Origin of the sequence: Clostridium autoethanogenum DSM 10061 (assembly GCF_001484725.1) — a bacterium.
GTDB classification, from domain to species: Bacteria; Bacillota; Clostridia; order Clostridiales; family Clostridiaceae; genus Clostridium_B; species Clostridium_B ljungdahlii.
In genome coordinates this window covers 3,610,683-3,627,799 of the sequence record NZ_CP012395.1, presented here as the reverse complement: position 1 = coordinate 3,627,799, position 17,117 = coordinate 3,610,683, and the positions used below count along the sequence as shown (strand labels likewise).

Sequence of the window (17,117 nt, the reverse complement as noted above, 5' to 3'; positions counted from 1 at the left end):
AAAAGGACTTTATAAAGCCCCCTTTTCTTATTTTAATATTTCTTTAACTTTAGCTGCTTTACCTACTCTATCTCTTAAATAGTATAATTTAGCTCTTCTAACTTTACCTCTTCTAATTACATCTATTTTATCTATTATAGGAGCATTTACTGGAAAAGTTCTTTCAACACCAACACCATAAGCAACTCTTCTAACAGTAAAGGTTTCTCTTATTCCACCGTTTTGTCTTTTTAAAACTACACCTTCGAAAACCTGTATTCTTTCTCTATTTCCTTCTTTAATCTTTACATGAACTTTTACTGTATCACCTACATTGAATTTTGGAAGATCTGTTCTTATCTGTTCATTTTCTATTTGTTTTATTATTTCTAACACTGTGCATTACCTCCTAATAATTATTCAACGTTCTTACCCAGCTTATAGCAGATAGAGGAACGTCTGTATAGCACACAAAATACATTCTAGCATATTTACATATCAAATTCAATATATAATTAAAAATTTACATTATATGTTCTTTTTATATAAGTCAATGAGTTTTTTGTCTTCTGTGGATAATTTAAGTTTTTCAAATAAATCTGGTCTCTTACTTTTAGTTATTACAAGCGATTTCATTCGTCTCCATTTTTTTATATTTTCATGGTGACCAGATAAAAGAACCTCTGGTACGTTATCTCCCTCAAAACATTCCGGTCTAGTATACTGTGGATATTCTAGTGATCCATTATAAAAAGATTCTTCCATATAGCTTTCGCTTTTGGCAAGTACACCAGGAATCATTCTACATATACTATCTACAACTGGAATACATGCCATTTCTCCCCCAGTTATTACGAAATCTCCTATAGATATTTCAGTGTCTATATATTTATAAACTCTTTCATCTATTCCCTCATAATGTCCACATAAAAATATCATTTCCCTCTCTTTTGAAAATTCTTTAGCCATAGACTGGTTAAAAGTTTTTCCTCGAGGGCCTAGATAAATCACTTTTCCATTATTTTGACATTTAACTTTTCTTATACAGTCTACAATTGGCTGGGCGGCCATCACCATTCCTGCTCCTCCACCATAGGGATAATCATCTACTTTTCTATGCTTATCTATGGTAAATTCTCTTATATCAAAAGTATTTATTTGCAAAATACCTTTGTTAATTGCTCTTCCAATTATACTATAATTAAATATGTCAAACATTTCAGGAAAAAGTGTCAATATATCTATTTTTACATCCATGTTTTCACCGGCTTTATAACTATCTCTTCTTTTTCTACGTCTATGCTGACTACAACATTTTCTATAGCAGGAATTAAAAGCTCATTTTCTCCCTTTATCCAGTAAACATCATTATTATGGGTATGAATTACATCCCCAACCTTGCCATAAAAAGTTCCATCCTCATCCACTACACTGCATCCTATTATATCTGTAATAAAATATGTTCCTTCTTCTAATTTAACTGCATCATTTCGTGGAATTTCTATATATTTTTGTTTATAAGCCATAGCTTCTTCTATAGAATCTATACCCTCAATTTTAAGTATAACCTTCTTTGACTGGAGTTTACATTCTATTATATTTTTTAGTGTACCATCTATATATGCAGATTTTAATTTTTTAAATCTTTCAATATCATCAGTTAAAGGATACACCTTTAATTCTCCTTTTATTCCATGAGTATTTATTATCTGTCCTACAGTTATAAAATCTTTCATAGAACAATATCCCGCATATCAAAAATTAAGGTTTCAAGCTTAATTTCTAAAAGAGGATAATTTCACTCCCTTCGCTTAATTTTAAAATTATATATATAAATATAAGAGTTAGAATATCTAACTCTTATATTATCTCTACAACAACTCTTTTATTCTCTTTTATAGCCGCTGCTTTTACAACAGTTCTTATAGCCTTGGCTATTCTTCCCTGTTTTCCTATTACCTTTCCCATATCATCTGGTGCAACTTTTAATTCAAGAATTATAGATTGCTCACCTGCAATTTCATTTACTTGAACCATATCTGGGTTATCCACTAATGACTTAGCAATAATTTCCACTAACTCTTTCACTCAATACACCCCCAGTTATTACTTATCAAGCTTATCTTTTAGCCCAGCTTTATCAAAAAGCTTTTTTATAACATCAGTTGGTTGAGCACCATCTTTTATCCATTTGACAGCTTTTTCTTCGTCAAATTTAACAGTGGTTGGATCAGTTGTAGGATTATAGTATCCTATTTCTTCTATAAATCTTCCATCTCTTGGACATCTAGAATCTGCCACAACTATTCTATAAAATGGAGCTTTTTTAGCACCCATTCTTCTCAATCTTATCTTTACAGCCATTAATAATCACCTCCTTAAAATATTAAAGCATATGGCTTTCATATCAATAAATCTCTATTTTAAAAAGGCATTTTTCCAAATAATCCCTTCTTAAATCCTTTTTTCATTCCATTTAACTGTTTCATAGTCTTCTTAATCTTTTCAAAATCCTTTAGAAGTTTATTTACCATCTGTATAGTAGTACCAGAACCCAATGCTATTCTCTTTTTTCTTGAAGACGAACCACTTATAATAGAAGGATTTCTTCTTTCCTTTACTGTCATGGAATTAATTATACATTCGATTTTTGCAAGTTCCTGTTCTCCCTTGGAAAAATCTACTCCCTTCAATTCCTTCATATTAACTCCTGGTACCATCTCCATAAGCTTACTTATAGGTCCCATTTTTTTAGTCTGCTGCATTATAGCCAAAAAATCTTCAAAGTTAAACTCCTTATTCAGCATTCTATTTCCTAACTTCTCAGCTTCTTCTTTATCTATAGACTGCTGTGCTTTTTCTATAAGCGAAAGCACATCCCCCATGCCAAGTATTCTCGAGGCCATTCTATCTGGATAGAATACTTGAAGGTCATTCATTTTTTCTCCCATACCTACAAATTTTATAGGTTTATCAGTCATAGCTCTTATGGATAGTGCTGCTCCACCCCTTGTATCTCCGTCTAATTTTGTAAGTATGACTCCACTTATATTTAACTGCTCGTTAAAGCTGGAAGCCACATTAACTGCATCTTGACCTGTCATTGCATCTACTACAAGCATAATTTCATCAGGGTTTATATTTTCCTTAATTTGCTTCAATTCACCCATAAGTTCTTCATCTATTTGAAGTCTACCTGCTGTATCTATTATAACTACATTTAAATTGTTGTTTTTTGCATATTCTAAAGCCCCTTTACATATATCTACTGCTGTTACCTTATCTCCCATTGAAAATACTGGAACATCTATTTCTTTTCCAACTACTTGAAGTTGTTTTATTGCAGCAGGTCTATATATATCACAAGCTGCTAGAAGGGGTTTCTTATTCTTTTTCCTAAGTTGAAGCGCCAATTTGCCACACATGGTAGTTTTTCCTGCACCTTGAAGTCCGACAAGCATTATTACAGTCAATCCATTGGAATTATACTCAATTCCACTCTCATTTTTACCCATTAATAACGTAAGTTCTTCATTTACTATTTTTATAACTTGCTGTGCTGGAGTCAAACTTTTTAGTACTTCTTCTCCCATACATTTTTCACTGACACTTTTAATAAAATTTTTCACAACTTTGTAATTAACATCTGCCTCTAAAAGTGCCAATTTCACTTCTCTCATAGCATCTTTTATATCTTTTTCAGAAAGTTTGCCTTTGCCTCTAAGCTTTTTTAAAGTTTCCTGAAGTTTAGATGCCAATCCTTCAAAAGCCATGATAATCCTCCTAAATTCAAATATTATCTATTATGTAATTCTTTATTTTACTAAGTATTTCTTTATTTTCATTGCAGCAAAGTGAATCTATAAATTTTAAAAGAGATTGCTTACTTTTTTTCAGCTTTTCATTCTTTTCTAACAAATGAAGCTTTTCTTCATACTGCAATAAAAGTTTGTGGCATCTCTTTATTATGTCATATACTGCCTGCCTACTAGTACTAGTGTGTTCAGATATTTCTGCTAAAGAAAGATCTTCATTATAGTACAAGTCCATCACATCTTGCTGTTTCTCAGTTAAAAGCTTACCATATATATCAAGTAATATGGAAAGCTGTACTCTCTCTTCCATAATACCATCTCAACTTAAATTAATTTATTAGAAGCTAGACTGCCTAAATTAAAAGCTCTTCATCCAACGAAATATATGATATCAAAATTTTCGAATAGTGTCAAGTACTTTTACTTAACAGATTTTAAAATAATGCCTCTACAAAATCTCTGCTACAAAATTCCTGAAGATCATCTATACCTTCTCCAACTCCTATTAATTTTACAGGTATATCTAAACTGTGTTTAATAGATATTACAATTCCACCCTTAGCAGTACCATCTAGCTTAGTAAGTATTATACCATCTATAGGACATACTTCAGTAAATTGTTTTGCCTGCTGTACTGCATTTTGCCCCGTAGTTGCATCTAATACAAGTAAAGTTTGTTTAAATGCCTCTTTGTATTCCCTCTCTATTACTCTATTTATCTTACTCAATTCGTCCATTAAGTTTTTCTTGTTATGCAATCTACCTGCAGTATCACATATGAGCACTTCAGCTTTTCGTGCTTTTGCTGCCTGAATGGCATCAAATATGACTGCTGCAGGATCAGAACCTTCCTGATGTTTTATTATATCAACGCCGGCTCTCCTGCTCCACACCTCTAATTGATCTATAGCTGCTGCCCTAAAAGTATCTGCAGCTGCCATAATTACTTTATTACCACTATCTTTAAGTTTTGAAGACATTTTCCCTATTGAAGTAGTTTTTCCCACGCCATTTACTCCTATTACAAGGATTATTTCAGGAGTTTTTTCAGGTTCAATGCTATTTTTTTCATCCCCTAATATGTCTATAATAACTTCCTTTAAGCACTGGTTTATAAGAGAAGGGTCCTTTATTTTTTGTTCTTTTATCTTTTCTTTTAATTTATCTATAATATAAGTAGTTGTTTCAACACCTATATCTGCTGTTATAAGTATCTCTTCCAATTCTTCATACAAGTCATCATCTATACTAACAGCACTAGTTAACATGTCGCTTATTTTTCCAGTTAAATTACTTTTGGTTTTTTCAAGTCCATTTTTTAATTTATCAAAAAATCCTTTTAGCATGTTTGGCACATCCTTTCATCTTTTTTAGGTATATTTAATATTCATCTTTTAAACTTACAGAAACAATTTTTGAAACACCTTTTTCCTGCATAGTAACTCCATAAAGCACATCACTTGCCTCCATAGTTCCTCTTCTATGAGTTATAACAATAAACTGAGTCTCATTTGAAAACTTCTTTAGGAAGCTTGCATATCGTGCTACATTTGCATCGTCAAGGGCAGCTTCTATTTCATCCAATATACAAAAAGGAGTAGGTTTTATCTTAAGTATTGCAAATAAAAGTGCTATAGCAGATAACCCCTTTTCCCCTCCAGACATTAGATTTATGTTTTGAAGCCTTTTTCCTGGGGGCTGAACTGTTATATCTATATTCCCACTAAGTTCATCTCCACCTGTAATTATTAAATCTGCACTTCCACCTTTAAACAACTCTTTAAACGTTTCATTAAAACTTTCTTTTAATCTATCAAAATTTTTTTTGAATACGGTTCTCATTTTTTCAGTCATAGCATCTATTACATTATTTAACTCTTCTTTTGATTTTACCAAATCTTCTCTTTGAGTACTTAAGAATGTTACCTTTTCTCTCAAATCGCTATACTCCTGTATAGCACCCAAATTTACTATTCCTAATTTAGAAATACTATTTTTCAAATTTACTACATCTGAATTATATTTATCTAAATTTTCTATGTCTTTTTTATATTTTAGGGCTTCTTCGTAAGTAATTTTAATTTCATTTTTTAGTTTTAAACACATATTTTCTTTTTCTGAATTAAGCCTAGCTAAAACTACCTGCACTTTATGAAGCTTTTCTTCTTTCTTATTTATTAAAAGAGTTAAACTTTCTAACTTTTCATTACATTTTTTTACGCTATCCTTTAATTTTATAAGTTCTTTATCATTTTCCTCTATATTATTTTTTAAAATTTCTATACTTTTCTTTAAGACTTGTATTTTTTCTTTATTCTCATTTACCTTCAACTCTTGATTATGTATATTATTTTCACAATCTTTATTTTGCTCAATTATCCTGGATTTTTTCACACTTAATTCTTGTATTTCATCTGTCAATCTCTTAAGTTCTCTGTTTTTATTTAAGATACTTTCATCTAATTGAGCCTTTTTTACTTTGAAATCTAAAAGTTTTTCCTTCATTTTTTCTATATTACTTTTATTTTCTTCCAATTCCTTTTCTATTTTTAAAATAGAGCTGTCATTTTTGTTTTGTTGTCCCAAGGAATTTTCTAATTTTTTCTTTTTATCCTCCAGATTTTTTTCCTTCAGCTCTTTATTTTTAGTCAAAATATCTATCTCTCTATTTGATATTTTCATATTTTCTATTAATTTAGAGCTTTCATTATCTATATTATTTATTTTCCCCTGAATCTTAGTCAATTCTATATTTTCAGAATAACCTTTTTCCTTTAAATCTAAAATTTCTTCATCCAATTCTTTTATACATTTTTTATATTCTTGTACTTTCCCATTTAAATCTTTTAGAGATTCACTTGTTTTATTTATTTTAATTGCACTTTCTTCTATTTCACGTTTTCGCCCTATTATATTGCTGCTCTTTTTTTGAAAACTTCCACCAGTAAGGGATCCTCCTGAATTTACTACATCTCCAGCTAAAGTAACTATTCTAAAACTATATCCACTTAATTTAGCTATTTTAAGCGCACTATCCATGTCTTCACATATAACTGTTCTTCCAAGTACATATTCAAGTGCATTTTTAAACTTATCTTTATAATTTATGACCTCACTAGCGATCCCTATATATCCACTTATACCCTTAAACCTTTCACTATTAGAAATCTTTTTTCCCTTTATTATATTAAGGGGCAAAAAAGTAGCTCTTCCCATATTTTTATTCTTCAAATGCTTTATGAGAGCTTTGGCCGTAATTTCGTCTTCAGTTATTATATTGGATATAGCACTGCCAAGGGCAACCTCTATACAAGTTTCATACTCTTTAGGTAACTCTATAACCTCTCCAAGCAAAAAACAGCTGTTTTCAGGTACTCTTACTGCCTTATCTTTTATATCCTTCATAAGTGATTTTACGGACCTATTATATCCTTCATAGTGCTGCTGTAAATTCAAAAGCACAGCATAATTTGCCTCTAATTTGTTATAAGTTTTGTTTAATTCTTTAAGATTTTTTTCTTCTAAAACAAGATTAGTATTAAATTTTGAAATTTTCCTTTTATTTTCTTTAACCTTGTCTTGATATTCCGATATTAGTTTTTTTATACTAGATACTTTTGAAACCAGCATATCTTTGGTACTAGCATTTATTTTTATAGAATGAACATAGCTTTCACAGGAGCTTTTCATATTATTAATTTTATCCAGCGTATCTTCTATTTCCTTTTGTGCAGAAGATATGTCATTTTTTAAGTTAGATATATTACTTAAATATTCTATCTGATCATCCTTTAATTTCTTATATAAATCTTCTCTTTCTACTGCATTTTTTTGTACATTTCCTATATTATGGTTATACTCAGATATATCATTCTCTAATTTATCCTTATCCGCTTTTAACTTGGAAATGCCATCTTTTTGAAGTTCCACCTGCTGCAGCTTTTTTCTGTTAGATTCTTCAACTTGTTTTAACTCTAAAAAATTTTTTTCTATAGTTTCCTTTAAATTTTCTATTCTTTGTTTTAAAAGCTTTATTTCACCCTCTGTTTGTTGAACACGTTCTCGGTCTCCATAGTAATTTGTTTTACAGTCAGAATTTTTATTGTTAAAATCCTCAATTTGCTCATTTCCATTTGTTATCTTACATTTTAAATCCACAAATTCCAAATTCAATTCTTTAACTTCTTTATCCATAAAATCTGTAGATTTTTGATTTTCTCCAATTTTACTTTCTATTTTTTCCATAGAATGAACTAATAAATTTATTTCCTTTTCCTTCAGATTCTCTGATAGTTTCAAAAATTCATTAGCCTTGTCATTTTCCTCTTTAAGTGATTCTAACCTTTCAGTATGAGTTTCTAAAATATCTTCTATTCTTACCAAATTGGCATCAGTATTTGATAGTTTTTTTTCTGCTTCTTCTTTTCTCCACTTAAATTTAACAATGCCTGCAGCCTCTTCCAGTACACTCCTTCTATCCTCAGGTTTTCCACTCAATAAAGCATCTATTTTACCTTGTCCTATTATTGAATAACCTTCTCTTCCAATACCTGTATCCATAAATAGTTCATTTACATCTTTTAATCTACACTGAGTATTATTTATATAGTATTCACTTTCTCCAGACCTATAAAGTCTTCTTGAAACAGTTACATCAGAATAATCAATAGGGAGTTTCTTATCCTCATTATTTAAGGTAAGAGAAACCTGACATAATCCAACTGGTTTTCTATATTGAGTACCAGCAAAAATTACATCTTCCATCTTTCCGCCTCTAAGGCTTTTGACACTTTGTTCCCCTAACACCCACTTAATTGCATCAGAAATATTGCTCTTTCCACTTCCATTTGGCCCTACTATAGAGGTAACTCCTCCTTTAAATATAAGTTCCGTCTTGTCTGCAAAGGATTTGAATCCTCTTATCTCTATATTCTTTAAAAACATCGAAAAGCAGCCCCTTATCTAAAAAGCATTGGAAGAAGCGTAACTAAAAACATAAGCACTACAAAAACTATCATTACCTTCATCATCTTATCTCTAGTATTCTTTTTCATAATACACACACTCCTTTAAAAAACTCTACCTTTCCTTACATTTATCTGCTATATATTCATCTATAGATACAAATTTAGTTACTCCCTCTTCAATTATAACTACGTTTTCCCTACTAATTGAAGGATCTTGAATAACTTTTACAAAACATTTACCAAATTTCTTTTTCATATCATTGAAATATTTTCTTTTATTTGCATACAACTTTGAAATATCCCTATTGTTTATCTTTATAACTACATTTCCCTCATAAGACTCTGATATACTGTCCTCTATCATATTATTGTAAATATTTCCTTCTACCAGTTCCCTAAAGGCAGGATGAAAAGGACCTGCTATTACATCTTTACCTACATTTATTTCTTCTGTAGGTTGGAGTCCCATTCTTATTACGTTTATTTTATTTTTTCGCAAAATGTAATATAAATTTCTGCATATATCCACTGCTTCATCTAATGTATAAGGTTTATATACACCTTTTTTGTACATGGTCTCCATGAAAGTTCCCTTTATTACAAGAGCAGGGTATAATCTGTATATATCCGGATTCATAAGTACGGATCTTTTTACAGTTTCCATATCTTTTTCGAAAGTATCTGAAGGTAACCCCAGCATAATCTGGTGTCCCAATGTGAATCCATACTCCTTTATAAGAGAAGATGCTTTAACAACATCTTCCGCGGAATGTCCTCTTCCTGATTTTATAAGTACTTCTTCATTTAATGACTGTACACCAAGTTCTATAACGTCTACAGAATAGCTTTTTAAGTTATCCAGTATACTTTTGTCTATATAGTCTGGTCTTGTTGACATATGTATAAGATCTATATCTCCTCTATCCTTATACTCTTTAGCCACACTTAAAAGTTCATTTTGCCTTTCCATCGGAATTGCAGTAAAAGTACCTCCAAAAAAAGATACTTCTACTACGGAATTTTCTCGTTTTATAGTTTTTAAATACTGATTTATAGTATTTCTAGTAAAACAGGCATCAACTTTTTCCTCATTTCCTGTAATTGCAGTCTGATCACAAAATACACAGTTATGGGGGCATCCTTCATTAGGTACAAATATAGGTATTATATAATGTTTCATTTTGACTTATCCTCATTCCTAAAGCATACTTACTTTTACATTTAATTTCATCAAAGCATCCTGAGCTGCATTCTGCTCTGACTCCTTTTTGCTGTATCCTACGCCGCTGCCCAAAACATTTTTTTCTGTACACACTTCAGTATAAAACTTTCTTCTATGAGGAGGTCCTTCATATTTTACGAGGTTATATTCTATAGATACATCTCCGTCTTTTTGTAAAGTTTCTTGAAGCTTAGTTTTATAATCCATTATTATTCTATTTTTAATAGCATTTTCTATAATATCTTGAAAATTTTCAATTATAAATTTTCCTGTATTCTCATATCCAAAATTTAAATAAATTGCAGCAATAATCGCTTCAACACAATCTGCCAATATGGAAGTTCTTTCTCTTCCTCCTGTAATCTCTTCTCCCTTACTCATTTTTATGTATTTACCAAGATTCCATTTTTTAGCTACATGATAAAGGGAATTTTCACAAACTATAAGAGACCTTTTTTTTGTAAGCTCTCCTTCAGGTTTACTTTTATATTTTAAAAATAAGTATTCTGATATACAAAGCTGCAATACAGAATCTCCTAAAAATTCTAATCTTTCATTGAATTTTATATTTTTTCTACCATTAGCATATGAACTATGAGTTAAAGCTACTTCTATGATTTCCTTGTTACTAAAACTCATATTGAACTTCTTTTCTAGTAATTCAATAAAGCCTATCTCTTCCATTTTCTAATTCTCCTTTTGAAGTTTATTCTTCAGTTTGCCATAGACCAACTATATAAAAAACAAACTCAAGAATAAATTCATTACTGTAATCAAAGATTTAAATTAAAAGTCCCGATTTAACGGGACTTTTAAGCATATACTCTGTTTATCCGGTAACTACCTGCTCTAATACTCCCACTTATCCAAGTGTGAGTAAAGAGCAGCTATGTCCCTGGATAACGATTTCTAAGCATCAGGTGGAGTTAAAAACTCCACCTGATGCCAAGAACTCTGTTTATTCTTCAGTATGAGCTTTTATGTACTCAACTACATCTCCCACTGTTTTTACCTTTTCAGCTTCTTCGTCTGGTATTTCAATATCAAACTCTGTTTCAAGAGCCATTATTAACTCAACGATATCAAGGGAATCTGCACCTAAATCGTCAATAAAAGATGATTCCATTTTTATTTCATCAGAGCCAATTCCAAGTTGTTCAGATATTATTTTTTGTATTTTTTCAAAAATCATAATTTCGCCTCCAAAAATTTTTCATACATAAATAATATTACATAAGTTATATACCGTCAATAATAAATATATTTATTATACTAACTTATATTATATCAATACATTTATATTATATACTTTATATATTATTACTTTCTACATTATGTATTTTTTCTATTTCAGATTTTATTTTACCAACAACATTATTTTCATAACAGCTTATAGCTTGCATTACTGCATTTTTAAAAGCTTTTCCATTAGAACTTCCATGAGCCTTTACACATATACCCTTACATCCTAAAAAAGGAGAGCCACCATATTCTGTATAATCTAATTTACCTTTTAAACTTTTAAAAGCAGGTTTTAAAATAAAAGCTGCTAGCTTACTGCTAAAGCATTTCATAACCTCTTCTCTTAACATGGAAAATAAATTTAACGCTACACCTTCATACATCTTTAAAACTGTGTTTCCTACTACTCCATCACAAACTAATACGTTCACATCTCCATTAGTAACATCTCTTGGTTCTACATTTCCTACAAAGTTAAAATCCATGCTTTTCAAAAGTTTATATGCACTTTTAGCCAGTTCATTTCCCTTTTCTTCTTCTTCACCTATATTTATAAGGCCTATAGATGGGTTATTTACCTTTAGTATGCTCTCAAAATATATCTTGCCCATAAGAGAAAATTGCTGCAAATACTGAGGCTTACAGTCAACATTTGCTCCTGCATCTATTACCATAAAATTTCCGTTTTTTCCCGGCATTATAGGAGCTAATGCTACTCTGTCTACCCCTCTAATTCGCCCTACGATTAAAGTGGAACCTGCCATAAACGCCCCTGTGCTTCCTGCTGATATAACAGCATCTGCTTTACCTTCTTTTACAAGATTAAGTGCTTTAACTAAGCTAGAGTCCTTTTTTTTTCTTAAAGCCATAACTGGGGATTCACCTGTAGTTATAACCTCTTTAGTGCTTAAAATATCTATTTTGTCCTTAGGATAATTATATTTAGCTAATTCATTTTCAATTTGCTCTTTTTGGCCGGTTATTATTATATTTACGTTTTGCTTTTTAACTGCTTCTACCACACCTTCCACTACAGCACAAGGTGCAAAATCTCCTCCCATACCATCCACAGCAATTATCATATTTTCACATCCTATCCTATAATCTGGACCTTTGTTACCTAATTTTGTTACTTAATATGATCTAACTTTTATAGACCCCATGAACAAAAAAAGAAAGTCAAATGACTTTCTTTTATTTATTTTCAGTTGAAATGATTTCCTTACCCTTATAATATCCACAATTCTTACAAACTCTATGTGCAAGTTTCATTTCATGGCACTGAGGACACTCAACTAAACCTGGTAAACCTAATTTAAAAGTCTGTGCTCTTCTTGAGTCTCTTTTTGCTTTTGATATTCTGCTGGCTGGATTTCCCACAGTAAACACCTCCTTAATCAGTGAAAAACATATCTTTTAGCTTTGCCAATCTCGGATCAATATCATCGCTTTTGCACTGACATTTAGAATTATTTAAGTTAGTGCCGCACTGTTGGCATAACCCCTTACAATTCTCGCTGCAAAGCCTCTTAATTGGTAAAATTAATATAATGTTATTTTCTATTATTTCCGTAATATCAATGATATTACTATCTATAAAGATGGCTTCATCATCCTTATTTTCCTTGTTATTATTTGTAAATTTTTCAGTAATAGCAACATTCACAGCATAAGAGAATTTACCTAGACATCGTGAACAAGTGAGCTCTAGTAAAGTATTAATTCTTCCTTCCAACAGAAGAATATCTCCTTCTTTACTTAAAGTTCCGCTAAACTTTAGAGGCTCTAATAACTTTATGTATTCACTTCCATCATAGAATCCCTTTTCTTCTACTGTAACATTTATGTCCTTTGTAACAACTTCTTCACTTAGTAAATCTGATACATTTAATTTCATATCACTCACCTCTATATATTAGCCACAACCTATTATATAGAGATGAGCATTAAAAGTCAAGTCTTATTTATTTTCAACTATTTCTTTTGTATCCCTAGCTATCATAAGTTCTTCATTTGTAGGAATTACTAATACTTTTATCTTTGAATCAGGTGTGCTTATTTCTAGTGCCTCTCCCCTTTTCTTATTCTTTTCTTCATCTATTTTAATTCCAAAATAGCTTAATCCATTACATATAGCAGATCTGCTAGTTGCTGAATTTTCTCCAAGTCCTGCCGTAAATATTATAGCATCTGCTCCATTTAAAACTGCAACATAAGCTCCTATGAAAGATTTAACTTTGTGATAATACATATTTAATGCAAGTTTTGCTCTATCATTTCCTGAATTTGCAGCTTCTTCTACATCTCTAAAATCACTGCTTACTCCTGATACTCCAAGTATTCCTGACTTTTTATTCATTAAGGTATCCACTTCATCTACAGACATGCCTGTTCTTTTCATTACAAATGGTACTATAGCTGGATCTATATCACCGCATCTAGTTCCCATTACAAGTCCTGCAAGAGGAGTAAGTCCCATAGTTGTATCTACTGCTTTTCCTTGGTTTACTGCACATATGCTAGCTCCATTTCCTAAATGACAAGTTATTAACTTAAGATCTTTTGGATCTTTCTTTAATAATTTAGCTGCTTCAATTGAAACGAATCTATGAGAAGTTCCATGAAAACCATATTTTCTGATATCATACTTTTCAGATATATCATAAGGTATTGCATAAGTATAAGCATAATCTGGCATTGTCTGATGAAATGCTGTATCAAATACTGCTACCATTGGAGTATTTGGCATTAATTTTTTACAAGCATCTATTCCCATTATATTAGCTGGATTATGTAGTGGTCCTAGTGGGATACATTCTTCTATTGCTTTCATTACATTTTCGTCAATAAGAATGGATGCTGCATATTTCTTTCCACCGTGCAAAACTCTATGTCCTACAGCGGATATTTCTGACATGTCTTTTATTACACCATGTTTTTTATCTACAAGAGCATTTAATACTAATTGTATAGCAACTTTGTGGTCTTCCATTGGTTGCTCTGTAACAAACTTTTCTCCATTAACTTTGTGTGTTAAAATTGAACCGTCCATTCCTATTCTTTCTACAAGACCCTTTGCTACAACACTTTCATCTTGCATATCAATAAGTTGATATTTTAAAGATGAACTTCCACAGTTTACTACTAATATTTTCATGTTTAATATTCCTCCTAAAAATGAATCATTTATGCTTTTTGTTATTACTTTTGAGCTTGTGCTTGAACTGCTGTTACAGCTACTACATTTACTATATCATCAGAATTACATCCTCTTGACAAATCATTTATAGGTTTTGCAAATCCTTGGCATACAGGTCCTATAGCATCTGCTTTTGCAAATCTTTGAACGAGTTTATAGCCTATATTTCCTGCTTGGAGATCTGGAAATACAAGTACATTTGCTTTTCCTGCTACTTCACTTCCAGGAGCCTTTAAACTTGCAACCTTTTCTACGATAGAGGCATCTAATTGTAATTCTCCGTCTAAACTTAAATCTGGTTTAGCTTTTTTTGCAATCTCTACAGCATTTCTAACTTTGTCTACTAATTCGTGTTTTGCACTTCCCTTAGTAGAAAATGAAAGCATTGCTACTTTTGGATCCATTCCACATAAGTTCTTTGCAGTTTCTGCTGTACTTATTGCAATTGAAGCCAATTGATCACTATCTGGGCATGGATTTACAGCACAATCAGCAAATAGAAGTACACCATTGTCACCATACTCACAATTTGGTACTTCCATTATAAATGTACTGGAAACTACTGATGTACCTGGAGCTGTCTTTACTATTTGAAGTCCTGGTCTCAAAAGATCGCCTGTAGTATGAACCGCACCTGAAACCAATCCATCTGCATCTCCAAGTTTAACCATCATTGTAGCAAAGTATATTGGATCTCTTACTATTTTATCCGCTTTTTCTGGCGTTATTCCCTTCTTCTTTCTCAATTCATAAAAAGCATCTGCATATGCCTTTAGTTTATCTGAAATCTCTGGATCTACTATTTCTGCTCCATTTAAACTTACACCTAATTTTGACGCTTTTTCTTTTATTACCTTTTCATTCCCTACAAGGATTAAATTTGCAATACCCTCTTTAATTATTTTTTCACAAGCTTGAAGAGTTCTTTCTTCTTCTCCTTCAGCTAAGACAATCTTTTTTTTGTCTTCCTTTGCCTTACTCCAAATTTTTTCCATCAATTTCATGTTCATTTCCTCCCTTTAAATTTAACACAAAATTACACACACTTATACTATAATCCTTTTTAGTTGTATTTTTCAATAAAAATTATTCAAAAATATAACTTTTGATAAGAAATTTCACAAATTAAAGTATCAAAAAATTTTGCTAGTCAATACTTTACTCAATATTATATAATGTAAATCAAATAATCAAAAATTTAATCTGAAAATAGATACTCTATTTAAAAATCCTACACTAATACTTATTTTATTGTTATAATATGTATATATTTCACTTAGGCATTTTAAAATAAATAATCAATCAATATACTAGCCTATTTTTTCAAATGCCTTATACTTTGTACTTATAGTTCTTTAATGAAATAAACAGAGTTCTTGACATGGAATAAAATATTTTAGAAAGGAAAATTTCTATGAACGTAACTGGAATAATAGTTGAATATAATCCCTTTCACAATGGACATAAATATCATATTGAAAGTGCTCGTTCTGCTACAAAATGTGATGCTGTAATAGCAGTTATGAGTGGTAACTTCGTGCAAAGAGGTTCACCATCTATAGTTGACAAATGGACTAAAACCAAAATGGCACTTCTAAATGGAGTAGACCTGGTATTTGAACTTCCTGTTATCTACAGTCTATCTTCTGCTGAATTTTTTGCCTATGGTGCTGTAAGTCTCTTAGAAAACTTGGGTGTAGTAAAAAATCTTTGTTTTGGAAGCGAATATAGTAATATAAACTTGCTGAAATCTATTGCAAAAATTCTTGCAGAAGAGCCTACCCAATTTAAATTATTTTTAAAGGAAAAAATGTCACAGGGTATGTCCTATCCTTCTGCACGAAATAGTGCTTTAAATAATTTTCTATTAAATACTAAAAGTTCTCTTACAAAGTACAATATAGATGAAATACTTCAATCTCCAAACAATATTTTAGGTATAGAATATTTAAAAAACCTAATAAGAATAAAAAGCAATATTACTCCCATATCAATAAAAAGAATTGGAAGTTCATATAATAGCTTAAACATAGAGCAATCTTTTTCCAGTGCATCATCTATACGTAATTTCTTAAAATTAAATGGGAACATAAATGACTTAAGTTCTAATATTCCAGAAAATGTACTTTCTATTTTAAAGAAAGTTCAATCTACTGGATGTGGCTTTATTTTCGAAGATTGTATGGTGCCCTATTTAAGATATAAATCCTTTCTATATGAAAATAAAATTAAAAATTTACCTGACATATCCGAAGGAATTGAAAATAGAATACTCAAATCTCTACAGAATAATTGTTCCTACAGCGATATAATAATTAAATCTAAAACCAAAAGATATACTTACAGCAGAATAAGTAGAATATTATGCCAGTTTTTTTTAGGATTTGAAAATTTAAATTCTGAAATATTGAGAAGAAATATATGTCCCTATGGAAGAGTCTTAGGATTTAATTCTACCGGTATAAAAGTACTTAAGGAAATGAAAAATAACTCTTCCATTCCAATTTACGTAAAAATGCCAAAAAAAATAAGTGAAATGCTTGAATTAGACATACAGTGCACAAAAGCCTATAGTCTATTAAACAAAAATATACCTTTTAACAATGATTACCTTCAAAGTCCCATCATGGCAGATCAAATTTAGAATAAGTTTCCTACTTTTTAAATATAATTTAATAAACTGTGTTTATATT

The 17,117-nt window shown here is 30.7% G+C and carries 19 protein-coding genes; 1 reads left to right on the top strand and 18 read right to left on the bottom strand.

Annotated elements, in window-relative coordinates:
• Nucleotides 1-27: 27 nt before the first annotated feature.
• From rplS to pta, 18 genes are all read right to left on the bottom strand, one after another.
• On the bottom strand, nt 28-375 hold the full coding sequence (gene rplS / locus CLAU_RS16520; protein ID WP_013237958.1) for a 50S ribosomal protein L19: 348 nt from the start codon (nt 373-375) through the stop codon (nt 28-30).
• Nucleotides 376-507: 132 nt separating this feature from the next.
• A complete protein-coding gene (gene trmD / locus CLAU_RS16515; RefSeq protein ID WP_023163118.1) occupies nt 508-1,236 on the bottom strand; it encodes a tRNA (guanosine(37)-N1)-methyltransferase TrmD in 729 nt (242 codons plus the stop codon).
• Complete coding sequence (rimM, locus tag CLAU_RS16510) at nt 1,227-1,715, bottom strand: ribosome maturation factor RimM (protein WP_013237956.1); 489 nt, start codon at nt 1,713-1,715, stop codon at nt 1,227-1,229. The genes trmD and rimM overlap by 10 nt, the downstream gene beginning before the upstream one ends.
• Nucleotides 1,716-1,839: 124 nt before the next feature.
• The gene (locus tag CLAU_RS16505; RefSeq protein WP_013237955.1) at nt 1,840-2,067 is read right to left on the bottom strand and encodes a KH domain-containing protein; all 228 of its coding nucleotides are present in this window, start codon (nt 2,065-2,067) and stop codon (nt 1,840-1,842) included.
• 18 nt (nt 2,068-2,085) lie between these two features.
• Nucleotides 2,086-2,343, bottom strand: coding sequence for a 30S ribosomal protein S16 (rpsP, locus tag CLAU_RS16500; protein WP_013237954.1), 258 nt, complete (start codon nt 2,341-2,343; stop codon nt 2,086-2,088).
• 59 nt (nt 2,344-2,402) lie between these two features.
• Nucleotides 2,403-3,752, bottom strand: coding sequence for a signal recognition particle protein (gene ffh / locus CLAU_RS16495; RefSeq protein WP_013237953.1), 1,350 nt, complete (start codon nt 3,750-3,752; stop codon nt 2,403-2,405).
• 16 nt (nt 3,753-3,768) lie between these two features.
• Nucleotides 3,769-4,104 (bottom strand): putative DNA-binding protein, encoded by a 336-nt coding sequence (locus tag CLAU_RS16490; RefSeq protein WP_023163117.1) that lies wholly within the window; start codon nt 4,102-4,104, stop codon nt 3,769-3,771.
• A gap of 124 nt (nt 4,105-4,228) precedes the next feature.
• Complete coding sequence (ftsY, locus tag CLAU_RS16485; protein WP_013237951.1) at nt 4,229-5,140, bottom strand: signal recognition particle-docking protein FtsY; 912 nt, start codon at nt 5,138-5,140, stop codon at nt 4,229-4,231.
• Nucleotides 5,141-5,174: 34 nt separating this feature from the next.
• Nucleotides 5,175-8,738, bottom strand: coding sequence for a chromosome segregation protein SMC (gene smc / locus CLAU_RS16480; protein ID WP_023163116.1), 3,564 nt, complete (start codon nt 8,736-8,738; stop codon nt 5,175-5,177).
• Nucleotides 8,739-8,752: 14 nt separating this feature from the next.
• Entirely contained in the window at nt 8,753-8,848 is a 96-nt protein-coding gene (locus tag CLAU_RS20585; RefSeq protein ID WP_023163115.1) for a hypothetical protein, read from the bottom strand.
• A 25-nt stretch (nt 8,849-8,873) separates the two neighbouring features.
• Nucleotides 8,874-9,941 carry an elongator complex protein 3 gene (locus CLAU_RS16475; protein ID WP_013237949.1) on the bottom strand — a complete coding sequence of 356 codons (1,068 nt, stop codon included), beginning with the start codon at nt 9,939-9,941 and terminating at the stop codon, nt 8,874-8,876.
• Nucleotides 9,942-9,959: 18 nt separating this feature from the next.
• Nucleotides 9,960-10,667, bottom strand: coding sequence for a ribonuclease III (gene rnc / locus CLAU_RS16470; protein ID WP_013237948.1), 708 nt, complete (start codon nt 10,665-10,667; stop codon nt 9,960-9,962).
• A 274-nt stretch (nt 10,668-10,941) separates the two neighbouring features.
• Nucleotides 10,942-11,175 carry an acyl carrier protein gene (acpP, locus tag CLAU_RS16465; protein ID WP_013237947.1) on the bottom strand — a complete coding sequence of 78 codons (234 nt, stop codon included), beginning with the start codon at nt 11,173-11,175 and terminating at the stop codon, nt 10,942-10,944.
• 118 nt (nt 11,176-11,293) lie between these two features.
• On the bottom strand, nt 11,294-12,307 hold the full coding sequence (gene plsX / locus CLAU_RS16460; RefSeq protein WP_023163114.1) for a phosphate acyltransferase PlsX: 1,014 nt from the start codon (nt 12,305-12,307) through the stop codon (nt 11,294-11,296).
• 112 nt (nt 12,308-12,419) lie between these two features.
• Complete coding sequence (gene rpmF, locus CLAU_RS16455; RefSeq protein WP_013237945.1) at nt 12,420-12,605, bottom strand: 50S ribosomal protein L32; 186 nt, start codon at nt 12,603-12,605, stop codon at nt 12,420-12,422.
• Between the two features lie 13 nt (nt 12,606-12,618).
• On the bottom strand, nt 12,619-13,122 hold the full coding sequence (locus CLAU_RS16450; RefSeq protein WP_013237944.1) for a YceD family protein: 504 nt from the start codon (nt 13,120-13,122) through the stop codon (nt 12,619-12,621).
• 63 nt (nt 13,123-13,185) lie between these two features.
• Entirely contained in the window at nt 13,186-14,382 is a 1,197-nt protein-coding gene (locus CLAU_RS16445) for an acetate kinase (protein WP_023163113.1), read from the bottom strand.
• 44 nt (nt 14,383-14,426) lie between these two features.
• Nucleotides 14,427-15,428 carry a phosphate acetyltransferase gene (gene pta, locus CLAU_RS16440; RefSeq protein ID WP_023163112.1) on the bottom strand — a complete coding sequence of 334 codons (1,002 nt, stop codon included), beginning with the start codon at nt 15,426-15,428 and terminating at the stop codon, nt 14,427-14,429.
• A 410-nt stretch (nt 15,429-15,838) separates the two neighbouring features.
• Here pta and CLAU_RS16435 point away from each other — a divergent pair, with 410 nt between their 5' ends.
• On the top strand, nt 15,839-17,068 hold the full coding sequence (locus tag CLAU_RS16435) for a nucleotidyltransferase (RefSeq protein ID WP_013237940.1): 1,230 nt from the start codon (nt 15,839-15,841) through the stop codon (nt 17,066-17,068).
• Nucleotides 17,069-17,117: the final 49 nt, after the last annotated feature.

Bases quoted from the DNA above. Each gene is read 5' to 3' on its own strand.
- rpsP (WP_013237954.1), bottom strand. From the start codon at position 2,343: ATGGCTGTAAAGATAAGATTGAGAAGAATGGGTGCTAAAAAAGCTCCA.
- CLAU_RS16445 (WP_023163113.1), bottom strand. From the start codon at position 14,382: ATGAAAATATTAGTAGTAAACTGTGGAAGTTCATCTTTAAAATATCAA.
- pta (WP_023163112.1), bottom strand. From the start codon at position 15,428: ATGAAATTGATGGAAAAAATTTGGAGTAAGGCAAAGGAAGACAAAAAA.
- smc (WP_023163116.1), bottom strand. From the start codon at position 8,738: ATGTTTTTAAAGAATATAGAGATAAGAGGATTCAAATCCTTTGCAGAC.
- ftsY (WP_013237951.1), bottom strand. From the start codon at position 5,140: ATGCTAAAAGGATTTTTTGATAAATTAAAAAATGGACTTGAAAAAACC.
- acpP (WP_013237947.1), bottom strand. From the start codon at position 11,175: ATGATTTTTGAAAAAATACAAAAAATAATATCTGAACAACTTGGAATT.
- CLAU_RS16435 (WP_013237940.1), top strand. From the start codon at position 15,839: ATGAACGTAACTGGAATAATAGTTGAATATAATCCCTTTCACAATGGA.
- plsX (WP_023163114.1), bottom strand. From the start codon at position 12,307: ATGATAATTGCTGTGGATGGTATGGGAGGAGATTTTGCACCTTGTGCT.
- CLAU_RS16450 (WP_013237944.1), bottom strand. From the start codon at position 13,122: ATGAAATTAAATGTATCAGATTTACTAAGTGAAGAAGTTGTTACAAAG.
- CLAU_RS20585 (WP_023163115.1), bottom strand. From the start codon at position 8,848: ATGAAAAAGAATACTAGAGATAAGATGATGAAGGTAATGATAGTTTTT.
- CLAU_RS16490 (WP_023163117.1), bottom strand. From the start codon at position 4,104: ATGGAAGAGAGAGTACAGCTTTCCATATTACTTGATATATATGGTAAG.
- ffh (WP_013237953.1), bottom strand. From the start codon at position 3,752: ATGGCTTTTGAAGGATTGGCATCTAAACTTCAGGAAACTTTAAAAAAG.
- CLAU_RS16475 (WP_013237949.1), bottom strand. From the start codon at position 9,941: ATGAAACATTATATAATACCTATATTTGTACCTAATGAAGGATGCCCC.
- rnc (WP_013237948.1), bottom strand. From the start codon at position 10,667: ATGGAAGAGATAGGCTTTATTGAATTACTAGAAAAGAAGTTCAATATG.
- trmD (WP_023163118.1), bottom strand. From the start codon at position 1,236: ATGGATGTAAAAATAGATATATTGACACTTTTTCCTGAAATGTTTGAC.
- rimM (WP_013237956.1), bottom strand. From the start codon at position 1,715: ATGAAAGATTTTATAACTGTAGGACAGATAATAAATACTCATGGAATA.